The sequence below is a fragment of the Sulfolobus sp. B1 genome, assembly GCF_007050195.1.
GTDB lineage: Archaea > Thermoproteota > Thermoprotei_A > Sulfolobales > Sulfolobaceae > Saccharolobus.
Window position 1 is genome coordinate 1 of the sequence record NZ_QIMI01000281.1, and the last position, 1,017, is coordinate 1,017.

1 protein-coding gene and 1 pseudogene are annotated in these 1,017 nt (G+C 37.4%); both read right to left on the minus strand.

Annotated elements, in window-relative coordinates:
• Positions 1–340: 340 nt before the first annotated feature.
• Positions 341–721 (minus strand): hypothetical protein, encoded by a 381-nt coding sequence (locus DMP16_RS10175; RefSeq protein WP_069284274.1) that lies wholly within the window; start codon positions 719–721, stop codon positions 341–343.
• 69 nt (positions 722–790) lie between these two features.
• Positions 791–1,017: pseudogene (locus DMP16_RS10180) on the minus strand (hypothetical protein); the annotation flags it as partial.

Genomic DNA, 1,017 nt, shown 5'->3' on the forward strand with positions numbered 1-1,017 from the left:
CTATCTCATGCGGTACCGTAGACTACTTTACTGGACTAAATAGCAGGCGAAAAACATGGGCTAAAGATAGTGTACGTTGATCCGCACTAATGCCCAAAGTGCGGGAAAGAAATGAAGGAAGCAGGACATAGGTACTTCCACTGTTCATGCGGTTAGAGAATGATCGTGACATTATCACAGTTATGAAACTCTATGGCTCTTTTATCCTCTCTAATACCCCCGGATGAGAATCGATGAGTGGAGGAAGTTAGGAACAAGAATATTAGCTATATGATTTGTTTAAAGGTACTTATTTTAAATTCAATAAGAAGATTCGATAGAAATTTACAAAATCAGTTACCTAGAAGTTAGAGATAACGTAACCTTTGAGAACGTAAATAAAAAATTCCATCCTTAACCTTATCAAGGATCCGCTAAAACCTTCATCGAAGCTTGCTAAATAGCCAACTTGATGCGTAGTCATAATTATAGCACAGTCGGTGAAACTTAATTTATTGTTGAGGTTTTCATTTAACTTGATGAACGCGTTTATAATCTCTTCAATTGATAAGTCGTTCATGACACTTTCAAAAAGATACCTACCCCTCAATTGTAGAATCTTTTCCGATAGTAGCTTGACGTAGTTGAAGGGTTGCCTACTTATCGCCAAGGTTAATAACTCGTCCACAACGTAGTCTAAAAGTATGGGCTTTCCGTACTTACCCTCTTCAATCTCGTCCATTATCTTTAAAGCTATTCCATGCTTACTCTCATTCTTATTTAGCGTATAGAAATGAAGTATCTAATAATATCATTTCCATTCCGTTATTGCTTCAGCGAATGGGTTCTCTTTTCTAGGTAGACAAGGGGACTTAATACTAAACTTTTCCCTTTCAACTTCCATTACAGAATCAATAATATGCCCTATGGTTAACCCTATCGCACTGCCTAAAACTGTCTTAGCTATAGTATCAATTGTTTTGTCGTCGGAGATCTTGTAGTCAGCAGAGTGTGAGAGTAAGTTTGGAGTAACGGTAC

What these genes read in the sequence shown, in the direction of transcription:
- DMP16_RS10175 (WP_069284274.1), bottom strand. Translation starts at nt 721, where the DNA reads ATGGACGAGATTGAAGAGGGTAAGTACGGAAAGCCCATACTTTTAGAC.